This is a genomic window from Pseudomonas petroselini, from assembly GCF_045037875.1.
Taxonomy (GTDB): domain Bacteria; phylum Pseudomonadota; class Gammaproteobacteria; order Pseudomonadales; family Pseudomonadaceae; genus Aquipseudomonas; species Aquipseudomonas petroselini.
Window position 1 is genome coordinate 5,475,088 of sequence record NZ_CP173614.1, and the last position, 24,187, is coordinate 5,499,274.

A 24,187-nucleotide genomic window follows, 5' to 3' on the forward strand; every position below is an offset into this window, starting at 1 on the left:
CGATCACAAGGCAGCCAGCCCGCGAGCCAGGTCAGCTTGCAAGTCAGCCACGTCTTCGAGGCCGACCGCGATGCGAATCAGACTGTCACGGATACCCGCCGCCTCACGCTCCTGTGGCGCCAGGCGACCGTGGGACGTGGTGCTCGGGTGGGTAATGGTGGTCTTGCTATCCCCCAGATTGGCGGTGATAGAGATCAGGCGGGTCGCATCGATAAAGCGCCAGGCCCCGTCTTTGCCACCCTTCACTTCGAAGCTCACCACGGCGCCGAAACCTCGTTGCTGGCGCTGGGCCAACGCGTGTTGCGGGTGGCTCTTGAGGCCGGCGTAGTGCACCTTCTCGATACCGTCCTGCTGCTCCAGCCACTCGGCCAGCGCCTGGGCGTTGGCGCAATGGGCCTTCATGCGCAGGCTGAGGGTTTCCAGGCCTTTGAGGAAGATCCAGGCGTTGAACGGGCTCAAGGTCGGACCGGCCGTGCGCAGGAAGCCGACGACTTCTTTCATCTGCTCGCTGCGACCCGCAACCACACCGCCCATGCAACGACCCTGGCCGTCGATGAACTTGGTGGCCGAGTGCACGACGATGTCCGCGCCCAGCTTCAACGGCTGTTGCAGCGCCGGCGTGCAGAAGCAGTTGTCGACCACCAGCATGGCGCCCTTGGCGTGCGCCACTTCGGACAACGCCGCGATATCCACCAGCTCCGCCAATGGGTTGGAGGGCGACTCGACGAACAGCAGCTTGGTGTTGGCCTTGATTGCCGCCTCCCAGCCGGACAGGTCCGCCAGGGGCACGTAGTCCACTTCGATGCCGAAGCGCTTGAAATACTTCTCGAACAGGCTGATGGTCGAGCCGAACACGCTGCGCGACACCAGCACGTGGTCGCCGGCACTGCACAGGCTCATCACCACCGCCAGGATCGCCGCCATGCCAGTGGCCGTGGCCACTGCCTGCTCAGCACCTTCCAACGCCGCGATACGCTCTTCGAACGCGCGCACAGTCGGGTTGGTATAACGCGAATACACGTTGCCCGGTACTTCGCCAGCAAAGCGCGCAGCCGCATCGGCCGCCGTACGGAACACATAGCTGGAGGTGAAGAACATCGGGTCACCGTGCTCACCTTCCGGTGTGCGGTGCTGGCCGGCGCGCACAGCCAGGGTATCGAAAGCTACGCCATCGAGGTCGCTGTCCAACCGACCGGCATCCCATTCCTGACTCATGCTGCGACTCCTTACTCAATTCTTTATTTAAGATACAAAACCGGCCCCTCAGGGCCGGTGGTCACTCAGTTGTTGTACAGATCGATGATCGCACTGACCGCCTGGGTCTTGATCTTCGACGAGTCGTTACGCGCCTGCTCGATCTTGTTCAGGTAGGCCTCGTCGACGTCACCGGTCACGTACTTGCCGTCGAACACGGCGCAGTCGAACTGGTCGATCTTGATCTTGCCACCGCCGACCGCTTCGATCAGGTCCGGCAGGTCCTGGTAGATCAGCCAATCCGCGCCGATCAGGTCGGCAACGTCCTGGGTCGAACGGTTGTGAGCGATCAGTTCGTGGGCGCTCGGCATGTCGATACCGTACACGTTCGGGTAACGCACGGCAGGCGCAGCGGAACAGAAGTACACGTTCTTCGCACCGGCTTCGCGGGCCATCTGGATGATCTGCTTGCAGGTGGTGCCACGCACGATGGAGTCATCCACCAGCATCACGTTCTTACCGCGAAACTCCAGCTCGATGGCGTTGAGCTTCTGGCGCACCGACTTCTTGCGCGCAGCCTGGCCCGGCATGATGAATGTCCGGCCGATATAGCGGTTCTTAACGAAGCCTTCGCGGAACTTGACGCCCAGGTGGTTGGCCAGCTCCAGCGCAGCGGTGCGGCTGGTGTCCGGGATTGGGATCACCACGTCGATGTCGTGCTCTGGACGCTCGCGCAGGATCTTCTCGGCCAGCTTCTCGCCCATGCGCAGACGTGCCTTGTACACCGAAACACCGTCGATGATCGAATCCGGACGCGCCAGGTAGACGTGTTCGAAGATGCACGGGGTGAGTTTCGGCGCCACGGCGCACTGGCGGGTGTGCAGCTTGCCATCTTCGGTGATGTACACCGCTTCACCCGGCGCGAGGTCGCGGATCAGGGTGAAGCCCAGCACGTCCAGGGACACGCTTTCGGAAGCGATCATGTACTCGACGCCTTCGTCGGTGTGACGCTGGCCGAACACGATCGGACGAATGCCGTGCGGGTCACGGAAGCCGACGATGCCATAACCGGTGACCATGGCCACTACGGCGTAGCCACCGACGCAACGGTTGTGCACGTCGGTGACGGCGGCGAACACGTCTTCTTCGGTCGGCTGCAGCTTGCCGCGCTGGGCCAGCTCGTGGGCGAACACGTTGAGCAGCACTTCCGAGTCTGAACTGGTGTTGACGTGGCGCAGGTCAGATTCGTAAATCTCCTTGGCCAGTTGTTCAACGTTGGTCAGGTTACCGTTGTGCGCCAAGGTGATGCCGTACGGCGAGTTGACGTAAAACGGTTGAGCTTCGGCCGATGTCGAGCTACCGGCAGTCGGGTAACGCACATGACCAATGCCCATGTGCCCGACCAGGCGCTGCATGTGACGCTGGTGGAACACGTCACGTACCAGACCATTATCCTTGCGCAGGAATAACCGGCCGTCGTGGCTGGTCACAATACCGGCAGCGTCCTGGCCGCGGTGCTGGAGGACGGTTAGCGCGTCATACAGCGCCTGATTGACGTTCGACTTACCGACGATACCGACGATGCCACACATGCGACGCAACCCCTACTTAATGAATCTTGACTGAACACAGCTTACTGAGGCGTTTTGGCCGGCAAGAGGTGTTCCTTGAACGGAAGATCAGCGGGTACGCTGATTCCGCTGGCCAGCCACTGACTGCTCCACCCCAGAATGAGGTTCTTGGACCAGTCTGCAACCAATAGAAATTTTGGCACGAGTACCGACTCCTGCCACCACGAATCCTGCTGTACCGGCCCCAGGCTCAACAGCCCGACCGCCACAACCACCAGCAACGCGCCACGCGCAGCGCCGAAGGCCATGCCGAGAAATCGATCGGTCCCGGAGAGGCCGGTGACACGTATCAACTCGCCAATAAGATAATTGACCATTGCTCCCACCAGCAGCGTGGCGATGAACATGATGGCGCAGCCCGCGATGACGCGAGCCGAAGGTGTCTCGATGTATCCGGCCAGGTAGACCGACAATGAACCGCCGAACATCCAGGCTACGACTCCTGCGATGATCCAGGTCAGCAACGACAATGCTTCTTTTACGAAGCCGCGGCTTAGACTGATCAAAGCGGAGATGGCGACGACTGCAACAATCGCCCAATCAACCCAGGTAAATGGCACGTTTGAGCCTACGGACGGATGAGGCGGCGCATTTTAGCAGAGCGCTGGGCTGTCGGTAAGCTGTGATTGCGGCTGCTTTGCAAATCAATAGTTTGTGGCGAGTGAATCCAATTTCAAGCACACCCTAAAACAACTGTGGGAGGAGACTTACCCCCGATAGCGGACTGCCAGCCAATACACACATGACTGATCCATCGCCATCGGGGGCAAGCCCCCTCCCACACTTGACTGCATTCCAAGCTCAAACCGCTGCGAAATCAGCCGCGCTCAGGCTGGAAACGGGTCACAAAACCCTTCAGGTTCTGCTGGCGATCCAGCAAGTCCCGCAGGCGATCCGCTTCGGCACGCTCGATCAGCGGCCCGATAAACACGCGGTTCTTGCCATCGGCGCTGCGGATATAGGCGTTATAGCCCTGGCTACGCAGCTTCTTCTGCAACGCGTCGGCGCCTTCGCGATTGCCCAGGCTGGCCACCTGAATCGACCAACTGATCGGCAAACCATTCGGATCGATACGGCTCTGCCCCACATCCGGCTTGCCCGGTGCGGCAGGTTGCGGCGCTACCGGCTTAGGTGCAGGCGCGGGCGCAGCGGGCTTGGCGGCGGCAACCGGCGCGGCGGGCGCCGGCTTGACCACTGGCACGCTGGGTTGCACCGGCATCGACGGCGCCTGCTGCGCGGCCACTTCATCATCGGTCGGCACGGGTTCTTCTTCCGGCAACGCCTGAGGCTCAGGCACCACCACCGGCTCAACCTGAACCTGCGGCACCGCCGGGGCTTGTGGCGCGGCCGGAGCCTCAACCACCACCTGACGCTCTTCGTCCTGGCGAGAAAACAGCATCGGCAGGAAAATCACCGCCAGCGCCACCAGAACCAAGGCTCCGACCATTCGCTGCTTGTATGCGCTATCCAGTAATGCCATGTGCAGCTTCCTCCGTGGAGCGCCGGGCCAACCACTCAAGCGCCTCGGCAACACAATAAAATGACCCGAACAACAGAATCTCATCATCGGGCGTGGCAATGGCGCACTGTGCTTCAAGGGCATCGGTCACGCTTGCATACGACGCCACCGCTGCACCAAGGTTCTGCAAGGCCACTTCCAGTTCAGCGGCCGGACGGCTGCGAGGGGTATCCAGCGGCGCCACGGCCCAGGCCTGGACATTGCCCAGCAAGGGCGCAACCACACCTTCCAGATCCTTATCAGCCAGCAGACCAAAGACCGCAAGGCGACGACCGACCGGCGGCGTGCGGGACAGCCGCTGCGCCAGGTACTCGGCCGCATGGGGGTTATGCCCCACATCCAGCAGCAGGTTCAGGCGCTTGCCTTGCCATTCGAACTCACGGCGATCCAACCGCCCGACCACGCGCGTGGCCAACAAGGTAGCGGCAATCTGCTCGGCGTTCCACGGCAGGTCCAGCAACAGATAGGCCTGCAGCGCGAGTGCGGCGTTTTCCATCGGCAGGTTCAGCAACGGCAGATCGTGCAACGCTACAGCCTGGCCACGGGCATCGCGCCCACACCATTGCCAGTGCTGCTCACCGATCTCGAGGTTGAATTCGCGGCCGCGCAGGAAAAACGGGCAATCCAGCTCACGCACCTTATCCAGCAGGGTATGCGGCGGCTCCACGTCACCGCACAGCGCAGGCTTGCCCTGGCGGAAGATCCCGGCTTTTTCATAGGCCACGGATTCACGGGTATTGCCCAAGTAGTCGGCGTGGTCCACACCAATGCTGGTGACCAACGCCAGATCGGCATCCACCACGTTGACCGTGTCCAGACGCCCACCCAGGCCGACCTCCAGCACCACCACATCCAGTTGCGCACGCTCAAACAGCCAGAACGCCGCCAGGGTGCCCATCTCGAAGTAAGTCAGGGAAATCTCGCCCCGGCCCGCATCGAGTGCGGCGAAGGCTTCGCAGAGTTGCTCATCCGTGGCTTCGACGCCATTGAGCTGCACTCGCTCGTTGTAACGCAGCAGGTGCGGGGAATTGTAGACGCCGACTTTCAGCCCTTGGGCCTGCAGCAGCGCCGCGACAAAGGCACAGGTAGAGCCTTTGCCGTTGGTACCGGTCACCGTGATCACGCGCGGTGCCGGGCGGCCTAACCCGAGGCGGGCCGCTACCTGTTGCGAGCGCTCCAGGCCCATGTCGATGGCGGACGGATGCAACTGCTCAAGGTAGGCGAGCCACTCGCCCAGGGTACGCTGGGTCATAGGTTCGCAGGCACCGGCGGCACAACGATCGGCTCAACTTTAGGCGCGACGTAGACGGGCGTCGGCAGGCCCATCATCTGTGCCAGCAGGTTGCCCAGGCGTGGACGCAGTTCACCGCGCGGGATGATCAGGTCGATCGCGCCGTGCTCCAGCAGGAACTCGCTGCGCTGGAAACCTTCCGGCAGTTTTTCACGTACGGTCTGCTCGATCACACGCGGGCCGGCAAAGCCGATCAGCGCCTTCGGCTCGCCGACGATCACGTCACCCAGCATCGCCAGGCTGGCGGAAACGCCGCCGTAGACCGGGTCGGTCAGCACGGAGATAAACGGGATGCCTTCTTCACGCAGACGCGCCAGTACCGCGGAGGTCTTGGCCATTTGCATCAGCGAGATCAGGGCTTCCTGCATACGCGCGCCACCGGAGGCGGCGAAGCAGATCATCGGGCAACGGTTTTCCAGGGCGTAGTTGGCGGCGCGCACAAAGCGCTCACCGACGATGGCACCCATGGAACCGCCCATGAACGAGAACTCAAACGCCGACACCACGACAGGCATGCCCAGCAGCTTGCCGCTGACGGAAATCAGCGCGTCTTTCTCACCGGTCTGCTTCTGCGCAGCGGTCAGGCGGTCCTTGTACTTCTTGCCGTCGCGGAACTTGAGACGGTCAACCGGCTCCAGGTCCGCGCCCAGCTCGCTACGGCCTTCGGCATCGAGGAAAATGTCGATGCGGGCGCGGGCGCCGATACGCATGTGGTGGTTGCACTTGGGGCAAACGTCCAGGGTCTTTTCCAGCTCCGGGCGGTACAGCACCGCGTCGCAGGATGGGCACTTGTGCCACAGACCTTCAGGAACCGAGCTTTTCTTCACCTCGGAACGCATGATCGAAGGGATCAGTTTGTCTACTAACCAGTTGCTCATGCTTTCTTTCTCCAGTACCGGTGACTTGAACACAGCCCCGCGTATGCCCTTGAGCTAAATTCATATGTGGCGATGACACATGCTGGACGGGGTCAGACGTTCGACCGGCCTGTTCCCGCATGTATCCTCAGCCTTCCAGACAACCTGCCAGCGCAGGGTTGCCACTTCATTTCCGGGCCACCCACAGGCGGCGCCGGGCTGTTTTACACAGTGGTAGTTATGGACGGCGGCAGACTGCCAGCCGTCACATCGCACCGCTGCTGTTGCGCACGGCCTCTATGAACGCGCGAATCTTGCTGTGATCCTTGATGCCCTTGCCCTGCTCTACTCCACCGCTGACATCCACGGCATACGGTTGTACCTGCTCGATCGCCGCCCCGACATTCGTGGGGTTGAGCCCACCGGCCAGGATGATCGGCTTGCTCAACCCCGGGGGAATCAGCGACCAATCGAACGCCTCGCCGGTACCGCCGGGCACGCCTTCGACGTAGGTGTCCAGCAGGATCCCGCGAGCGCCACCGTAGGCGGTACACGCTGCCGCGATATCGTCCCCGGACTTGACGCGCAGTGCCTTGATATACGGGCGCTGATAGCTTTCACATTCGTCGGGTGTTTCGTCACCGTGGAACTGCAGCATATCCAGGGGCACGGCATCCAGGGTTTCGTTGAGTTCGCAGCGGCTAGCGTTGACGAACAAACCCACAGTGGTCACGAACGGCGGCAATGCGGCGATGATCGCCCGCGCCTGCAACACATTCACCGACCGCGGGCTCTTGGCGTAAAACACCAAACCAATGGCGTCCGCCCCCGCCTCGACTGCCGCCAGCGCGTCTTCTATGCGGGTAATCCCGCAAATCTTGCTGCGAACGGCTGACATGTCGTGGAAACCTCAGGGGTTGGGCCGAGAAAGTCCCGGATGGTAACAAAAGCTTTTCCGGGCGTCAGCCGCCAAGTTCGCTGAAACCTGTGAGGAAGTGTGGCCCGATGAAACGCTCCGGCAATTCGAACTCGTCGCGGTACTCCACATCCACCAGGTACAGGCCGAACGGATGCGCCGTGACCCCGCCGGTACGGCGAACCCGGCTTTCCAGCACTTCCTTGGCCCACTCCACCGGGCGCTCGCCGGTGCCGATGGTCATCAGCACCCCGGCAATGTTGCGCACCATGTGATGCAAGAAGGCCCCGGCGCGGATATCCAGCACGATCATCTTGCCGTGGCGGGTCACGCGCAGGTGGTGGACTTCCTTGATCGGCGACTTCGCCTGGCACTGGCCGGCACGGAAGGCACTGAAATCATGCACGCCCACCAGGTGCTGCGCGGCTTCGGCCATGCGCTCGGCGTCCAGTGGGCGGTGGTTCCAGGTGATTTCTTCGTTGAGGTGCGCCGGGCGGATCTGGTCGTTGTAGATCACATAGCGATAACGCCGGGCAATGGCCTTGAAGCGCGCATGAAAATGCGCAGGCATGACCTTGGCCCAGCTGACGCTGACATCATGGGGCAAATTGATATTAGCCCCCATCACCCAGGCTTTCATTGAGCGCTCAGCCTGGGTGTCGAAGTGCACCACCTGGCCGCAGGCATGCACGCCAGCATCGGTACGCCCGGCGCACATCAGCGACACTGGCGAGTCGGCAACTTTGGACAGGGCCTTCTCCAGGGTTTCCTGCACTGTCAACACGCCGGATGCCTGACGCTGCCAGCCGCGATAACGCGAGCCCTTGTATTCCACGCCCAGCGCGATGCGGTAAAAGCCTGCGGCCGCCATTTCGGCGGCCGGATTATCTATATTTGCCAAGAACTGAGAGCCTGATGAGTTGCGCGAAGGCGGCCATTATAAAGGCGACTACACAGTGGCGGGCGCTTTTGTAATGGATTGGCTTGAGCCAATGAGGGAGGGGGGCTTGCGGTGGTGGGTGGGGTTATTCCTCCAGATCTAGTGGGGCTGCTTCGCAGCCCAGCGCGGGGCAAGCCCGCTCACCACAGGAAGCCCGATTACCACAGGAAGCCTGATTACCACAGCGAGCCCGATCACCATGGCAAGCCCCACACTGGATTTGCATCGCCCGTTAAATACGGCCGAGCATTTCCTTGGCCTCGCCACGCTGCGCCTCGTCACCCTCGGTCAGCACTTCGGAGAGGATGTCCCGTGCGCCGTCCGCATCACCCATGTCGATATAGGCCTGGGCCAGGTCGAGCTTGGTTGCCACTTCGTCTGTGCCGGAAAGGAAGTCGAACTCCGGCTCGTCATCGCCCATTGCCGCGTCTTCCGCGGTGAACGATGGTTCGATGGACGGGTGCTCCAAGCTCTGGGACAGACGGTCCAGCTCGGCGTTGACATCATCCAGCTCCGACGCGAACGCATCAGGCTTGGCGCCCGCTTCCGGCTCATCGGCCAGGGACAGGTCGAAATCTTCCGGCAGGTCGAAGTCGTCCAGTGCCGCAGGCGTCAAGGTCGGCGGCTCGACGGCCGGCACGTCCTTCATCTGGTCTTCCAGGCCTGAGAGGAAGTCGTCATCGGATTGCGCCGAAGCCGGCGCATCCAGTTGCAGGTCCAGGTCGAAGTCCGACAAGTCATCAGGGCTGGCGTTAGCTTCGGTCTGCTGCTTCAGAAGCGACTCGAAGGTCTGCTGATCGTCCTTGACCTCCGCTGGGGAGGCTTCTTCCAGGTCGTCCAGGCTCAGATCGAAATCGGTGTCGAAAGCCTCCGGTTGCGCAGGCGCCGGCTTGTCTTCGAGCAAATCCTTAACATATTGAGCATCCAGGGCAGCGGCGGCCACCGCCGCGCTGACACCCGCCGCCAACACGGCCATGGCCGGGAAGCGACTCTTGAGCTGCTCGACCTGGGCATGGTTTTCACCATTGGCCACCAGTTGACGCTCCTGGCTCACGAAGCCGTCCTTGTCGTTTTGCAAACCGTAGACTTCCATCAGCTTCAAACGCAGATCGCTGCGCTTGGGCTCATGCTTGATCGCCTGCTGCAACACATCGGCGGCCTGGTTCAGGTGGCCACGATCGATATGGGATTGAGCTTGGGCCAACGCATCGTTGGCGTTTACCGGGGCGACAGCAACGGCCAGCGGCGCCAGCACGGAAGCAACGGTCGGCACAACGACAGCCGGCTCGGCCACCGGGGCCGGTGCTGGCGCAGCGGCCAGCTTGACGTTTGGCGGCGGCACTTCCAGGCCTTCGAAGCTGTCCGGCGGCAGGTCGTGGTCAATGTTCGAGGTGAACACCGGCTCTTCAGCCAGGGCCCGCGCCATGCGCAGGTGCTTTTCCTCTTCGAGGCGTGCGTTGCGATGACGCGCCCACAACAGCAGGAGCAACAGCACCAGCAGGCCTGCCGCACCGCCGACCACGCCGAGTACGATCGGGTTGGTCAGCACGTCATTGAATTTACCTTCGGTGCTGTCAGGCGCTGCATCCGCCTTGACGGGCTCAGGCGCGGGCGCGGCGGGCGCAGGGGTCGCGGTGGCGGCATCCGGCGCGGCAGGGGCAGACGGGGCAGCCGCCGGCTCGCCGGCCAACTGCGCGGGCATCGCCGCCGTGGCCGAAGCGGCCGGGACACCCTTTTCAGCCTGTAGACGCGCGAGTTGATCGTTTTTCAGTTGAATCAGCTTTTGCAGCTTGTCCAACTGGCTTTGCAGGTCGGCAGCGCGGCTTTTCAGCTCTTCGTTGTCGCGACGGGTGGTGTCCAGTTGCTCCTGGGTCATCGCCAGTTTGTCGCTCAGCGCCGCGCTATCGCCCGCCTTGCCCTTGGTGCCCTTCTTGGCCGCCTCGGCCGACACCAGGCTCAAGTTGTCCTTGGCGTTGGTGCTCGCAGGCGCATTGCCAGCCTGGGTGCGCTTGGTAGCGTCCAGCTGCTGCTTGCCCGCCGCAGGATTGGTTGCGGCACGTCGCCCCTGGCGCCAGGCGGCGTTCTGCGCGCTCACTTCGGCAATCGCCTCGGGTTGCGGCAGTGCGGTGCTTTGTACGGTATCCGGCAGGCGCAGGACGTGACCGGTTTTAAGGCGGTTGATATTGCCGTCGATAAACGCGTCCGGGTTCAGCGCCTGGATCGCCAGCATGGTCTGCTGAACCGAGCCGCCGTTACGGTTCTTCGCGGCAATTTCCCACAAGGTGTCGCGCGGCGTGGTGGTGTGCTGTGCGGGTTTGCTCACGGCCGGCGCTGTGCTGGACGGCGCTGCCAGGCGCGGTGCCGGCGCGGCGGTCGTCGGTGCGGGCTGATCGAACTTGGCCGGGTCGAGCAAAACGCTGTAGTCGCGCATCAAACGGCCATTAGGCCATTGCACCTGCAGCAGGAAACGTACGTAGGCGTCCGGCAACGGCTTGCTGGAGGTGACACGCACCACGCTGCGGCCGTTGGGATTGACCACCGGAGTGAACGTCAAGTCATTGAGAAATGCCTGGCGATCAACACCGGCATCCACAAACGCCTGGGACGAGGCCAGGCTCGGCGTTATCTCGGAAGCCGTGAGGCCACCGACATCGAGCAATTCGATTTCCACCGCCAACGGCTGGTTCAACTTCGACTTGAGGGTCATCTCCCCCAGCTGCAGCGCCTGCGCCATACCGGAGGACAGCGCCGAGGCGGCCGCTATTGCTAACACCAGTTTGCGAACTTGAACCATAGCCTCATCCTTTTTGAACACTCCCCGGCCTGCGAGAAGGTTGGTAACCGCTGCCATAAGGCATGGCGAGCCGATAGGTCACCGACGCGCAACTTTTCCTACCTGGGGCCAAGCATAGCGCCTGGCTAGAATCAATCTACAAATTGCCGCCAAGTATCTTTTACGCAAGGCCTTTTATCAACAACTGCGCCAGCTGTACGGCATTCAGCGCGGCGGCTTTGCGTACGTTATCTGACGTCAGCCACAGATTTAGTTCCGCCGGGTCATCCACGCCCGCACGAACCCGCCCTACATAGATCACATCCTGGCCCACGGCGTCACCCACCGCCGTAGGGTAGTCGCCCTCGTCCACCAGCTCTATACCTGGGGCTGCGTCGAGTAGGCGGTTCACGGCAGCGAGGTCCACTGGTGCACCCAGTTGCAGAGACACAGTCAGGCTATCGCCAAAAAACACCGGGGCTTGAACGCAAGTTGCGGAAATCTTTAGCAAAGGTAATTCCAGCACTGCGCGCAGTTCGTGTACCAGGCGCTTTTCCAAGGCGGTATGACCTTGGGCGTCCGGCGTGCCGACTTGTGCCAACACATTGAAGGCGACCTGGCGATCAAAGAATTTCGGCTCCAGCGGGCGCATATTCAGCAGCTCGGCGGTTTGCCGGGCCAGCTCGCTGACGGCCTCACGGCCCTGGGACGACATCGCCAGGCTGGCGGTGACGCTCACGCGCTGGATATCCAGCACGCCACGCAAGGGGGCGAGGACGACTGCCAAGTTGGTCGCCGACGGGCTTGGGCTGCCGAGCTGGAACGGCTTACTCAGGCCGTCCAGCACATGGGCATTGGCTTCCGGCACCACTTGCGGCGCCTGCTCGGCCGGCAATGCGCCAGACAGATCAATCAAGGAGCAGCCCGCCGCCGTGGCGCGCGGCGCAAAACTCGAGGTGACCGCCGGCCCCGCCGCAAAGAACGCCAGCTGGACTTTACTGAAGTCGAACTCGTCAACCTCCCTCACCCGCACGTTCTTGCCGCGAAACGGCACCGATGCACCGGCGGAGTTGCTGCCCGCCAGCAGATGCAGGGTGCCGACCGGGAAGTCCAGCTCTTCGAGGATCTGCACCAGGGTTTCACCTACGGTGCCGGTGGCGCCGATCACGGCGATATCAAAGGTCGGGTTCATGGGGACTGCCTCGGGCATTGCGGGGGGAGCGGCACTTTACCGGGTGGTGGGGGGCGAGGCAATTAAGCTGGGATTTGTGGCGTGGCTGATGGCCATATCGGGGGCAAGCCCCCTCCCACATTTGGGCGCGTTCGCCAATCAAGGGTGGGAGGGGGCTTGCCCCCGATGAGGCCCGACCAAACAACAAAAAACCCGCGCCTGTCACCAGAACGCGGGTTTCTGTTACGGCCTCAAGCGATCAACGCTCCAGCAGAATCCGCAGCATGCGGCGCAGCGGTTCGGCCGCGCCCCACAGCAGCTGGTCGCCTACGGTGAACGCGCCCAGGAACTGGCTGCCCATGTTCAGCTTGCGCAGACGGCCTACCGGCACGTTCAGGGTGCCTGTGACCTTGGTCGGGCTCAGCTCCTGCATGCTGATGTCGCGGTTGTTCGGCACCAGCTTGACCCAGGGGTTGTGCTGGCTGATCAACGCCTCGATATCGGCGATCGGCACGTCTTTGTTCAGCTTGATGGTCAGCGCCTGGCTGTGGCAGCGCATCGCGCCGATACGCACGCAGATGCCGTCCACCGGGATCGGGCTCTTGAAGCGGCCGAGGATCTTGTTGGTCTCGGCCTGGGCCTTCCACTCTTCGCGGCTCTGGCCGTTCGGCAGCTCTTTGTCGATCCAGGGGATCAGGCTGCCGGCCAATGGCACGCCGAAGTTCTCGGTCGGGTACGCCTCGCTGCGCATGGCTTCAGCCACACGGCGGTCGATGTCGAGGATCGCGCTGGCCGGGTCGGCCAGTTGATCGGCGACGGCAGCGTGGGTCGCGCCCATTTGCTTGATCAGTTCGCGCATGTTCTGCGCGCCGGCCCCGGAGGCCGCCTGATAAGTCATGGCGCTCATCCACTCGACCAGGCCAGCTTCGAACAGGCCACCCAGGCCCATCAGCATCAGGCTGACGGTGCAGTTGCCGCCGACGTAGTTCTTGGTGCCGGCGTCCAGTTGCTGGTCGATGACCTTGCGGTTCACCGGGTCAAGGATGATCACCGCATCGTCCTGCATGCGCAGGCTGGAGGCGGCGTCGATCCAGTAACCCTGCCAGCCGGCTTCGCGCAGCTTGGGGAAGACTTCGCTGGTGTAGTCGCCACCCTGACAGGTCAGAATCACGTCGAGGGTTTTCAGCTCTTCAATGTTGTAGGCGTCCTTGAGCGGAGCAATATCCTTGCCCACGGACGGCCCTTGGCCACCCACGTTCGAAGTGGTGAAAAACACCGGCTCAATAAGATCGAAATCCTGCTCTTCCAGCATCCGCTGCATGAGCACGGAACCGACCATACCGCGCCAACCGATCAGACCTACACGTTTCATCGCAACTACACCTTGTTAAAAAGTGGGCCGCCTTGCAGCAACAACTGCAAGCGGGCCCGAGAGATTACAGATTCCGCAGCGCGGCGACTACTGCGTCGCCCATTTCTTGCGTACCGACCTTGGTGCAACCCTGCGACCAGATGTCGCCGGTGCGCAGGCCCTGATCGAGCACCAGGCTCACGGCCTTCTCGATGGCATCCGCCGCGTCGCTCAGGTTGAAGCTGTAACGCAGCATCATGGAGACCGACAAAATGGTCGCCAACGGGTTGGCAATGCCCTGGCCTGCGATGTCCGGCGCCGAACCGTGGCAAGGCTCGTACATGCCCTTGTTGTGGGTATCCAGGGACGCCGACGGCAGCATGCCGATGGAACCGGTGAGCATCGACGCCTGGTCGGACAAGATGTCGCCGAACAGGTTGTCGGTGACGATCACGTCGAACTGTTTGGGTGCACGCACCAGTTGCATGGCGGCGTTGTCGACGTACATGTGGCTCAGTTCGACGTCCGGGTAATCCTTGGCCACTTCTTCGACGATTTCGCGCCACAGTTGGCTGGAGGCCAGCACGTTGGCCTTGTCCACCGAGCAGACCTTCTTGCCACGCACGCGGGCCATGTCGAAACCGACACGGGCGATACGGCGGATTTCGCTCTCGCTGTACGGCAGGGTGTCGTAGGCCTGGCGCTCACCATTTTCCAATTCACGCACACCGCGTGGCGAGCCAAAGTAGATACCACCGGTCAGCTCGCGCACGATCAGGATATCCAGGCCCGCGACCACTTCCGGCTTGAGGCTCGAGGCGTCCGCCAGTTGCGGATAGAGGATGGCCGGGCGCAGGTTGCCGAACAGGCCCAGTTGCGCGCGGATTTTCAGCAGGCCGCGCTCAGGGCGGATGTCACGTTCGATCTTGTCCCATTTCGGGCCGCCCACGGCGCCGAGCAGCACGGCGTCGGCCGCGCGGGCACGGTCCAGGGTCTCGTCGGCCAGCGGTACGCCGTGCTTGTCGATGGCAGCGCCGCCGATCACGTCGTGGCTCAGCTCGAAGCCCAGGCTGTACTTGCTGTTGGCGAGCTCCAGGACCTTGACCGCTTCGGCCATGATTTCCGGACCAATGCCGTCGCCAGGGAGAATCAGAATCTGCTTGCTCATGCGTTCCTCATTTCATCAAGCGACCCGCCCGTGGGCAGGTCGGGAAAAATCAATCAGCGTTCGGCAAAGACCACCAGCACGTCGGTGCTGAAGGTGCCGTCGGCTTGAATTTCGTAGTAATCGCGCACTTCCTGGCCCATCGCCTGTTGCAGCTCAAGGATCGCGGCACGCAACACCTCTGGCGTGCGCATGCGCTCGACCCAGGAGGTGTATTCCAGGCGCAAACGCTGGCGGCTACTGTTGCGCACGTGCAGACCGGTTTCGCTGAGCTGCTGCATCCACTCGGCGGCGGAGTAATCGCGCACGTGGCTGGTGTCGCGCAGCACTTCGGCGGTTTGCAGGTAAGTGTCCAACAGCGGGCTGCCCGGTGACAAGACGTCGACGAACGCCACCACGCCGCCCGGCTTGAGCACGCGGCGCACTTCGCGCAGGGCCAGGCGGAGGTCGCTCCAGTGGTGGGCCGAATAACGGCTGAACACGAAGTCGAACTCACCGTCGGCGAACGGCAGGCGTTCGGCGGCGCCCTGTACGGTGCGGATGTTCTCAAAGCCGCGGTCTACCGCAGCGGTGGCGACGACGTCGAGCATCTGCTGGGAGAGGTCATAGGCCACGACCTCTTTAACCAGCGGCGCCATATTGAAACTCACATGACCGGCACCGCAACCCAGGTCCAGCAGTCGCGCAGCGCCCTGCCCGGCCAGTTCGGCCTGCAGCAGCGCGAATTCGGTGCCTTGGGCGTGTACGGCACTGCTCAGGTAGGCCGAGGCTTGCTCTCCGAATTGTTTTTGCACGACTTGGGTGTGGGCGGTGGCGGTCATGGTGTTTCCCCTGAGATTGGTGTTGTTAACACTGGCCTCATCGGGGGCAAGCCCCCTCCCACAGGGGAACGCATTCCAAATGTGGGAGGGGCGGTGCGACGATTCGACTTGCCCCCGATAGCGGCGGTCCTGCTTACCTCAATCACGAAACAACCAAGGCTGGCTCGCCCGGTGCTTGGCTTCAAACGCGGCAATCGCATCGCCGTCCTGCAAGGTCAGGCCGATATCGTCCAGGCCGTTGATCAGGCAGTGCTTACGGAACGCATCCACTTCAAAGTGATACACCTTGCCGTCCGGACGCGTCACGGTTTGCGCGGCCAGGTCGACGGTCAACTGGTAGCCCTCTTCGGCTTCCACCTGCTTGAACAGCTCGTCGACTTCGGCATCGCTCAAGATGATCGGCAACAGGCCGTTCTTGAAGCTGTTGTTGAAGAAGATGTCCGCGTAGCTCGGCGCGATGATGCTGCGAAAACCATATTCTTCCAGCGCCCACGGCGCGTGCTCACGGCTGGAGCCGCAGCCGAAGTTTTCCCGCGCCAGCAGCACGCTGGCGCCCTGGTAACGCTCGGCGTTGAGCACGAAGTCCTTGTTCAACGGGCGCTTGGAGTTGTCCTGATAGGCGTAGCCCACGTCCAGGTAGCGCCACTCGTCGAACAGGTTCGGGCCGAAACCGGTGCGCTTGATCGACTTCAAGAACTGCTTGGGGATGATCTGGTCGGTGTCGACGTTGGCACGGTCCAAAGGGGCGACAAGGCCAGTGTGTTGAGTAAAAGCACGCATCGGGTATTCCTCAGATCAATTCGCGAACGTCGATGAAACGACCGTTGACGGCAGCGGCAGCAGCCATGGCCGGGCTGACCAGGTGGGTACGCCCGCCGGCGCCCTGACGCCCTTCGAAGTTACGGTTGGAGGTGGACGCGCAATGCTCGCCCGACTCCAGGCGGTCGGGGTTCATCGCCAGGCACATCGAGCAGCCCGGCTCACGCCATTCAAAACCGGCTTCAAGGAAGATCTTATCGAGGCCTTCAGCTTCTGCCTGGGCTTTCACCAGGCCTGAACCCGGCACCACGATCGCCTGCTTGATGGTCGAGGCGACTTTGCGGCCCTTGGCGATCACCGCCGCGGCGCGCAGGTCTTCGATCCGCGAGTTGGTGCAGGAACCGATGAATACGCGATCCAACTGAATGTCAGTAATCGCCTGGTTGGCTTTCAACCCCATGTACTTCAGCGCGCGCTCGATGGAACCCCGCTTGACCAGGTCAGCCTCTTTAGCCGGATCCGGCACGTTCTGGTCAACCGCCAGAACCATTTCCGGCGAAGTGCCCCAGCTGACTTGCGGCTTGATCTGGGCCGCGTCCAGCTCGACCACCGTGTCGAACACCGCATCGGCGTCGGACACCAAGTCTTTCCAGGCTTCGACCGCTGCATCCCAATCCGCGCCTGCAGGTGCGAATGGACGCCCCTTGACGTAGTCGACGGTCTTTTCATCCGCCGCCACCATGCCCACACGGGCACCGGCTTCGATGGACATGTTGCAGATGGTCATGCGGCCTTCGATCGACAAGTCGCGAATCGCACTGCCGGCAAACTCGATGGCATGGCCGTTACCGCCGGCGGTACCGATCTTGCCGATCACCGCGAGCACGATGTCCTTGGCGGTCACGCCGAACGGCAACGTGCCTTCGACCTTCACCAACATATTCTTCATCTTTTTGGCGACCAGGCACTGGGTGGCGAACACATGTTCCACCTCGGAAGTGCCGATGCCGTGGGCCAAGGCGCCGAACGCACCGTGGGTGGAGGTGTGGGAATCGCCGCAGACCACGGTCATGCCCGGCAAGGTGGCGCCCTGCTCCGGGCCGATCACGTGCACGATGCCTTGACGCACGTCATTCATCTTGAATTCGGTGATGCCATATTCGTCGCAGTAGTCGTCGAGGGTCTGCACCTGCAAACGCGACACTTGGTCGGCAATGGCTTCGATACCGCCCTTGCGCTCAGGGGTCGTGGGTACGTTGTGGTCCGGGGTGGCGATGATGGAATCGACGCGCCAAGGCTTGCGCCCGGCCAGCCGCAGGCCTTCGAACGCTTGGGGCGAGGTCACTTCATGGATGATGTGACGGTCGATATAGATCAGCGACGAACCATCGTCGCGCCGTTTCACTTCATGGGAATCCCAAAGCTTGTCGTAAAGCGTTTTGCCGGCCATCAGTCGGTCCTCATCAGCGGTGTTTCTCTATGCCGGGCTTTTCAATAACCCTTTGGCTTGTGAGGCTGATGGTATGGCGCTACATTAAATAACTCAAATTCATATTTTTTATGCTTTGGATTACCAACTGGAATACCACCATGGACTTGGCCAACCTCAATGCCTTTATTGCCATCGCCGAGACCGGCAGTTTCTCCGGCGCCGGTGAACGCCTGCACCTGACCCAGCCGGCCATCAGCAAACGCATTGCCGGCCTGGAGCAACAATTAAAGGTGCGTTTGTTCGACCGCCTGGGCCGTGAAGTCGGCTTGACCGAAGCCGGACGGGCCCTGCTGCCACGCGCCTATCAGATCCTAAATGTGCTGGACGACACACGTCGCGCCCTGACCAACCTCACCGGTGAAGTCAGCGGGCGCCTCACGCTGGCCACCAGTCACCACATTGGCCTGCACCGCTTGCCGCCGGTGCTGCGGACCTTTACCCGGGAATACCCGAATGTGGCGCTGGATATTCAGTTCCTCGATTCAGAAGTCGCCTACGAAGAAATCCTCCATGGCCGCGCCGAATTGGCGGTGATCACCCTGGCGCCCGAGCCCCACCACCTCGTGCGTGCCACACCCGTGTGGGACGACCCACTGGATTTCGTGGTGGCGCCGGAGCACAGCCTGATCAGCAATGGCCGTGTCAGCCTGGCCGATATTGCCGGCCACCCGGCGGTTTTCCCCGGTGGCAACACCTTTACCCACCATATTGTCAGCCGGCTGTTCGAGGCCCAGGGCCTCACGCCGAACATCGCGATGAGCACTAACTACCTGGAAACTATCAAGATGATGGTGTCCATCGGCCTGGCCTGGAGCGTATTGCCGCGCACCATGCTCGATGATCAGGTAGCAAGTATCGCTTTGCCGGGCATACAACTCAGTCGCCAGCTAGGCTATATCGTGCACACCGAAAGGACGCTGTCGAACGCTGCGCGGGCTTTCATGAGCCTATTGGATGCACAGGTCGATCTGCCAGGGATACCGGCATGAAACCGTGCGGCCTCAGGGCCTGAATAAACCGCGCTATACGCCCATCGAGCCAAGGCCCTTTGATAATGCGCAACCCCGTCGATTCCGTGCCACCCCTGCCCCGCATTTACGCCCTTGACCCTCAAGAGGCGGAACAAAGCTGGGACAGCGCCCCGCAACTGCTGGCAGCCCTTAATGCTGCCCGGCTGGGTGCGTGGTGCTGGGAAATCGACACCGGGCGCATCAGTTGGTCACGGGGCACCCAGGCGCTGTTCGGCTTCGACCCCCGCCAGCCGCTGCCCAAGGACCTGGATTACCTGGACCTGCTGGCCCCGCAGGATCGCGGCCGGGTGATACGGGCTTTTCACGCGGTGCTGGCTGGGGAGCCGTTCGAACAGGCCATGCACCACCATATTCAATGGCCGGATGGCACCCATCACTGGCTGGAAATCAACGGCAGCCTGGCGCCGGACAAGGCCGGGCGGCGCCGCATGATCGGGGTGATCCGCGAGACTACGCGCCAGCGCGAACGCGAGCATGCCCTCAGCCACTCCGAAAAACGCTTCGCCACGCTGTTCCACCTGTGCCCCAACATGGTCCTGCTGACCCGCCAGGCCGACGGTCTGATCAGCGAAGCCAACCAGTATTTCGAAATGCTCTTCGGCTGGCCGGTGGCCGACGCTATCGGGCGCACCACCCTGGACCTGGGTCTATGGCGCCACCCCGAGCAACGCGCGCAGTTGGTCAAGGCCACACAGCGCAAGGGCGAGCCCATCACCATGGAGGTGCAGTTTTGCGCCAGTAATGGCCAGATCCACGATGGCACCCTCAGCGCGCAAAAGGTCGAACTGGAAGGCGAGGCCTATTTGCTCAGCACTTTCCTCGACACCACCGAGCGCAAAAACGCCGAACAGGCGCTCAAGGACAGCCAGGAGCGCCTTGACCTGGCCCTGGACTCGGCGCAACTGGGCACCTGGGACTGGCACATCCCTACCGGCATGCTCTACGGCTCGGCGCGCGCCGCTCAATTACACGGCCTGCCGCCGGAACCGTTCCACGAATCCTTCGATGCTTTTTTCGAGGGCATGCCCGGTGAAGAGCGCGAAAACATGCGCAACGCTTACCGAACTCTGCGCGAGGGCCCGGCCGGCAATTATCAACTGACCTACCGGGTGCCCATGGAAGACGGCAGTTCACGTTACCTGGAAAGTCGCGCCCGCCTCTACCGCGACGCCCAAGGCGCGCCACTGCGCATGGCCGGGACCTTGCTGGACATCACCGACCAAGTGGAACGTGAACAACGCTTGACCGCCTCCGAAGAAAAATTCGCCAGCCTGTTCCAGGCCAGCCCTGACCCGATCTGCGTCACCTGCCTGGACGGCGGCGCGTTTATCGAGATCAACCCCGCCTTTACCCAGACCTTCGGCTGGACAGCGGCCGAGGTGATCGACAAAAGCGCCGAGCAGATTGGCCTGTGGGACGAGTCGAGCAAGCGCCTGGAGCGTATCGAACGGGTGATCCGCGAGCAGACGCTGAACAATGTGGCGATCATGGTGCATCACAAAAACGGCCAAAGTCTGACCTGCGTGATTTCCAGTCGTCTGATCAAGGTCGGCGACCAGCCGTGCATTGTCACCACGCTGCGCGATATCACCCAGCAACAACGCTCGGAAGCGGCCCTCAAGGCCAGCGAAGAGAAGTTCGCCAAGGCCTTCCATTCCAGTCCCGACGCCATTTCCATCACCGAGCGCGATACCGGGCGTTATGTGGAGGTCAACGATGGTTTCTGTCGCCTGACCGGCTACCGTGCCGAGGAGGCCATCGGCCTGACCCTCTACCAGATCGGTATCTGGGCCGATGAAAACCAGCGCTCAGCGCTATTGGCCGAGTTGCAGATCAAAGGTCGCATCCACCATCTGGAAATGCTCTGGCACAACAAACGCGGCGACTTGCTGGCAGTGGAAGTGTCGGTGGAGCCCATCACCCTGAATGAAACCCCGTGCCTGCTGCTGACCGCCCGCGACGTGAGCCTGCTGAAAAACGCCCAGGCGCAGATCCGCCACCTGGCCTACCACGACCCGCTGACCAACTTGCCCAACCGCGCCCTGTTGATGGACCGCCTCAGCCAGCAGATCGCCCTGCTCAAGCGCCATAACCTGCGCGGCGCGCTGCTGTTCCTCGACCTCGACCACTTCAAGCACATCAACGATTCCCTCGGCCATCCGGTGGGGGACACCGTGCTGAAGATCGTCACCGCACGCCTGGAAGCCAGCGTGCGCATGGAAGACACCGTGGCGCGCCTGGGGGGCGATGAATTTGTGGTGCTGCTCAGCGGCCTGGACGGTTCGCGCATGGAAGTCAGCGCCCAGGTACAGGAACTGGCCGACACCCTGCGCGAATTGCTCTCGGAACCCATGTTCCTCGATGGCCACCGCCTGCAGGTCACGCCGAGTATTGGGGTGGCGCTGATTCCCGATCATGGCTCCACCCCCGCCGACTTGCTCAAGCGCGCCGACATCGCCCTGTACCGCGCCAAGGACTCAGGGCGCAACACCACGCAGATGTTCCACAACAGCATGCAAAAAACCGCCAGCGAACGCCTGCGCATGGAGACCGACCTGCGCCTGGCCCTATCGCGCGGCGAGTTCAGCGTGCACTACCAGCCGCAAGTGGACGCGCGCGGCAACAAGATCGTCGGCGCAGAAGCCCTGGTGCGCTGGCAGCATCCGCAACTGGGCGCGCAGTCGCCCGCCGAATTCATCAAGGTGCTGGAGGACAGCGGCCTGATCCTTGAAGTCGGCACCTGGATCCTTGATGAAGCCTGCGCGGCCTTTCAACAGCTGATCGCGGAGGGCTTGGTGGACCCGCTGAATTTCAGCCTGTGCGTGAATATCAGCCCACGGCAGTTTCGCCAGAACGATTTTGTCGAGCGGGTGGAGCGCAGTCTCAAGCAACACCAACTGCCGTTCAGCCTATTAAAGCTGGAAATTACCGAGGGCATCGTGATCCAGAACCTGGACGACACCATCAGCAAAATGCGCCGCCTGAAAAAGCTCGGCGTGAGCTTCGCGATGGATGACTTCGGCACCGGCTACTCGTCGCTCACCTACCTCAAACGCTTGCCGGTGGACGCGCTGAAGATCGACCAATCCTTCGTGCGTGACGCCACCCATGACCCTAACGACGCCGAAATCATCCGTGCCATCGTGGCCATGGCCCGCAGCTTGAACCTGGAGGTGATTGCCGAAGGTGTGGAAACCCAGGAGCAATTGGCATTTCTGCAAGGCCTGGGTTGCCATCTGTACCAAGGGTATTTGCACAGCCGGCCACTGCCTATGCTCGGATTCAGGGAGCGCTTGATCGCAGGCGACGGCCGGGCCTAAATCAGTTTGAGTGCAACGCCGCCCTTTTGCATCCATTCCGAGCCTTGCAAGTCGCGCTTGGCGCCATATTCATCCAGGGCGCCCTCGACCACCACCACGGAGTGCCAGAAGTTCGCCAGGGTGCCTGGCACGCCTGACGCGAGTTCCTGCACACTGCTTGGCCGAGTAAAGGCGTACAAGCCAAGGCGGCGCAATGCATCGCCGGGCATCTCACCGTCGTTCAGCGTTTGCAGCGCAGCGTCAAAGCTGCCCCCGGCCTTGAACTCATGATTCTCCCGTTGGGCGCGCTTGGCGCTCACCGCATAAAGGAACACAGCGTCGTCAACCAGGCCCTTATCCTCCCCCTTGAAGTTGGCGGCTGCTCGTGCCATTTCCAGCTCGGCATAGGTGAGCGTCACCGTGCAGGCGTCGCGCATGGTGATGGTGAAACCTTCCGATGTTTCAGTCACTCGCTTGTAGATGCCCAGCGGGTTTTGCCCGTACTTCATCATCGCCGCCTTGATCGCCGACACCGTGACACAGTTGCCCTCCACGCCTTGATAGAACCCGGCCCAGATATCGGCAGGCGGAACGCCTACAGGCGCCGCCGAGAACTGCGCAGGCCTACCCTTGTGGGGTTCGCCGGGTAAATCCGCAGCAAGTTGATAGCCGTAGTCCTTCACGACAGCCGCTTTCCCACCCTGACCATGCTTGATGCCCTCGACGACCAACGCGCCTGAAAAGTTGAACGTATTGGTGACGCCGACGCTGTGTGGTTCAAGCAACTTGCCGGGTGGTGCAACCCGCAAAAAACCGATCAGGCCCATGCCCCTCAAGACGTTGTAAGGCGTTTCTCCACGCAAAGTGCCCGATAACGCCGAATCAAACTGAACATTGCGTTCAATTTGCCTGCGCTTGGCAAACGCGGCCAGCATGAAATGGGCGTCCGTGATCATGTGCACGTCCGGGCCGGTAAACCGTGAAGCTTCGCTGGCACGCTGCAGCTCTTGCCGGGATAACGTCAGTTCAAACCCATCCTTCATGGTGACGCTGTACCCGCTCTGCGTACCCTCGACTTTTTCAAACATGTCGGAGGGCGACCGACCGAACCTGAGCATCATCAGTTTGATGACGGCGGCATGGCTACTCAGGTCGAATACTTCACCAAAGTTTCGCGAGGACGTGGTGAAACCCTGCAACACCTCGGCGACCTGGGGGCGGACATTCTTCGTGGGCGGGTCGGCTTCAGGCACGACGACCGGCGTGACAGGGGACGGGATGATGCGGGGCTTCGGCGCGCTATCGTTCACCAACGTGTACAGATAACTACGATCAGGTGAGCTCTCCCTGCCGAAGCGGTGCGCCTTGCCAGCGTGAATCAGGGACGAACCCGCATCATAGCTATCTGCCACACCGTTACCCCCTTCGCCGACAACCGTCGCGGTGGGTACATATTGGAGATGACCGGACAACCCCATGCCTTTGAGCATGTTAAACGTCGTCTCCCCCTGCAAAGACTCGGTCAATACCGCCTCAAAACCTGCCAGGCCAGCGGCGTTGCCACTGCCGAGTTGTTTGCGTTTGATGAATACAGCCAGCGCGAAATAGGCACTGCTCAAGATATCGCTATCATTGCCGGCAAAACGCGACGCGGCGGCCGCCTGCTGCAACTCCTGCCGGGAAAGATGCAGTTGGATACCATCTTTCATGGTCACGTCATAACCATCACCGGTGCTGCGTACATCATTGAACATATCGGTTGGACGCGCGCCAAAGGTGAGCATCATCAGCTTGATGACTGCACTGTGTGAACTCGCGTTGAAATGCTCGCCAAAGCGACGCTCCGGCGCATCAAATGCAGTGAGGGGCGTAACTTGTTTTTCCAAGTGACTCGACAACAGCGGCGCCATTGACATTGAGCGAGCAGAAGAACCCGTTGCGAACGTACTCATATCATTCACTCTTAAATGAAATAGT

General features: G+C 61.8%; 18 protein-coding genes. 2 read left to right on the top strand and 16 right to left on the bottom strand.

The annotated features are described in order from the left end of the window. Positions 1 to 3: 3 nt before the first annotated feature. The 15 genes from ACI512_RS25170 to leuC form a co-directional block, all read right to left on the bottom strand. Positions 4 to 1,215, bottom strand: coding sequence for an O-succinylhomoserine sulfhydrylase (locus ACI512_RS25170; RefSeq protein WP_014719150.1), 1,212 nt, complete (start codon positions 1,213 to 1,215; stop codon positions 4 to 6). A 65-nt stretch (positions 1,216 to 1,280) separates the two neighbouring features. Then, complete coding sequence (gene purF, locus ACI512_RS25175; RefSeq protein ID WP_015884965.1) at positions 1,281 to 2,786, bottom strand: amidophosphoribosyltransferase; 1,506 nt, start codon at positions 2,784 to 2,786, stop codon at positions 1,281 to 1,283. A 41-nt stretch (positions 2,787 to 2,827) separates the two neighbouring features. After that, entirely contained in the window at positions 2,828 to 3,385 is a 558-nt protein-coding gene (locus ACI512_RS25180) for a CvpA family protein (protein ID WP_015884966.1), read from the bottom strand. A gap of 257 nt (positions 3,386 to 3,642) precedes the next feature. Continuing rightward, positions 3,643 to 4,305, bottom strand: coding sequence for an SPOR domain-containing protein (locus ACI512_RS25185; protein ID WP_025856445.1), 663 nt, complete (start codon positions 4,303 to 4,305; stop codon positions 3,643 to 3,645). Then, positions 4,289 to 5,596 (bottom strand): bifunctional tetrahydrofolate synthase/dihydrofolate synthase, encoded by a 1,308-nt coding sequence (gene folC / locus ACI512_RS25190; protein WP_236383396.1) that lies wholly within the window; start codon positions 5,594 to 5,596, stop codon positions 4,289 to 4,291. Before folC ends, ACI512_RS25185 begins: the two co-directional genes overlap by 17 nt. Then, a complete protein-coding gene (gene accD / locus ACI512_RS25195) occupies positions 5,593 to 6,513 on the bottom strand; it encodes an acetyl-CoA carboxylase, carboxyltransferase subunit beta (protein WP_015884968.1) in 921 nt (306 codons plus the stop codon). Before accD ends, folC begins: the two co-directional genes overlap by 4 nt. A 244-nt stretch (positions 6,514 to 6,757) precedes the next feature. Beyond that, positions 6,758 to 7,390 (bottom strand): phosphoribosylanthranilate isomerase, encoded by a 633-nt coding sequence (locus ACI512_RS25200; RefSeq protein WP_236383394.1) that lies wholly within the window; start codon positions 7,388 to 7,390, stop codon positions 6,758 to 6,760. A 64-nt stretch (positions 7,391 to 7,454) separates the two neighbouring features. Further along, a complete protein-coding gene (gene truA, locus ACI512_RS25205) occupies positions 7,455 to 8,279 on the bottom strand; it encodes a tRNA pseudouridine(38-40) synthase TruA (protein ID WP_028617116.1) in 825 nt (274 codons plus the stop codon). A 301-nt stretch (positions 8,280 to 8,580) separates the two neighbouring features. After that, positions 8,581 to 11,142 carry a FimV/HubP family polar landmark protein gene (locus tag ACI512_RS25210; protein WP_405121405.1) on the bottom strand — a complete coding sequence of 854 codons (2,562 nt, stop codon included), beginning with the start codon at positions 11,140 to 11,142 and terminating at the stop codon, positions 8,581 to 8,583. Positions 11,143 to 11,302: 160 nt separating this feature from the next. Beyond that, positions 11,303 to 12,313, bottom strand: coding sequence for an aspartate-semialdehyde dehydrogenase (locus ACI512_RS25215; RefSeq protein WP_046035318.1), 1,011 nt, complete (start codon positions 12,311 to 12,313; stop codon positions 11,303 to 11,305). Positions 12,314 to 12,551: 238 nt separating this feature from the next. Continuing rightward, positions 12,552 to 13,664 (bottom strand): aspartate-semialdehyde dehydrogenase, encoded by a 1,113-nt coding sequence (asd, locus tag ACI512_RS25220; protein WP_015884973.1) that lies wholly within the window; start codon positions 13,662 to 13,664, stop codon positions 12,552 to 12,554. A gap of 64 nt (positions 13,665 to 13,728) precedes the next feature. Then, complete coding sequence (gene leuB / locus ACI512_RS25225) at positions 13,729 to 14,811, bottom strand: 3-isopropylmalate dehydrogenase (RefSeq protein ID WP_049712330.1); 1,083 nt, start codon at positions 14,809 to 14,811, stop codon at positions 13,729 to 13,731. Positions 14,812 to 14,864: 53 nt separating this feature from the next. Further along, positions 14,865 to 15,629 carry a class I SAM-dependent methyltransferase gene (locus ACI512_RS25230; protein WP_064055143.1) on the bottom strand — a complete coding sequence of 255 codons (765 nt, stop codon included), beginning with the start codon at positions 15,627 to 15,629 and terminating at the stop codon, positions 14,865 to 14,867. A gap of 138 nt (positions 15,630 to 15,767) precedes the next feature. Next, positions 15,768 to 16,409, bottom strand: coding sequence for a 3-isopropylmalate dehydratase small subunit (gene leuD / locus ACI512_RS25235; protein ID WP_064055144.1), 642 nt, complete (start codon positions 16,407 to 16,409; stop codon positions 15,768 to 15,770). Between the two features lie 10 nt (positions 16,410 to 16,419). After that, positions 16,420 to 17,838, bottom strand: coding sequence for a 3-isopropylmalate dehydratase large subunit (leuC, locus tag ACI512_RS25240; protein WP_015884977.1), 1,419 nt, complete (start codon positions 17,836 to 17,838; stop codon positions 16,420 to 16,422). Between the two features lie 140 nt (positions 17,839 to 17,978). On the opposite strand from leuC, the gene ACI512_RS25245 reads away from it, so the two are divergent. Then, entirely contained in the window at positions 17,979 to 18,869 is an 891-nt protein-coding gene (locus ACI512_RS25245) for a LysR family transcriptional regulator (protein ID WP_236383663.1), read from the top strand. A gap of 65 nt (positions 18,870 to 18,934) precedes the next feature. Then, positions 18,935 to 22,231, top strand: a complete 3,297-nt coding sequence (locus tag ACI512_RS25250; RefSeq protein ID WP_043205663.1) for an EAL domain-containing protein — start codon at positions 18,935 to 18,937, stop codon at positions 22,229 to 22,231. Here ACI512_RS25250 and ACI512_RS25255 read toward each other — a convergent pair. Next, positions 22,228 to 24,162, bottom strand: coding sequence for a hypothetical protein (locus tag ACI512_RS25255; protein WP_236382298.1), 1,935 nt, complete (start codon positions 24,160 to 24,162; stop codon positions 22,228 to 22,230). The genes ACI512_RS25250 and ACI512_RS25255 overlap by 4 nt on opposite strands. Between the last annotated feature and the right edge of the window lie 25 nt (positions 24,163 to 24,187).